Genomic DNA, 603 nt, shown 5'->3' with positions numbered 1-603 from the left:
GAAGTTAGAAGTACGATTAGAATTACGAAGTTAGAAGTACGAAGTTAGAAGTACGAAGTTAGAAGTATGTACGATGTACGTCTCTGATATAGGTTGACCACTAAAATCAACTTATATGAAATCAAACATTCGTTTGTAAAAAAACACATTGACGTTTTTCCTTTCAATAAAGCTGGTAACGTCAAACTCTAACTTCTAACTTCGTAGATCTAACTTTTTTGCCGCCTCTCAAAAATGTCATTTTGAGCACCTTAAGTTTAGGGGTGTCAAAAATGTCAAAAAAACCTTAAATTATTTTTTCATAAAGCTTGCCAGAGTGAAATTCGGTTGTATATTTGCAGCCGCTTTGAGAGAGAGTGACAGTGTAGGGGAAGCAATAGCTGAGCCTTTATGTAGCAAGACTTCGAAGCAAATAAGTTCTCTGAAATATTTTTGAATTTTAGCTTGGATGATAAGACAAATTGATTTTATCTTTGCATCCCCGCAGGATCTCCGAAGCTTTAGCGAGGGGGTGCTTTTAGAAACAGCTTTAGGGTTGTGGAGGAAAGTAAAAAAGTTCTCTGAAAAAGTTTTTAGAATTGGGAGTAAAGGTTGTAAGTTTGC

Annotated in this window: 1 protein-coding gene; it reads right to left on the bottom strand. The window is 35.7% G+C overall.

Annotated elements, in window-relative coordinates; all coding sequences use genetic code 11:
• Positions 1–291: 291 nt before the first annotated feature.
• On the bottom strand, positions 292–603 hold a 312-nt coding region (locus HC176_RS19665), incomplete at its 5' end, for a hypothetical protein (protein WP_209309743.1).

The organism is Tamlana crocina, from assembly GCF_012037625.1.
Note: the sequence above shows the minus strand (reverse complement) of the source record. Positions and strands in the feature narration are given on the sequence as shown.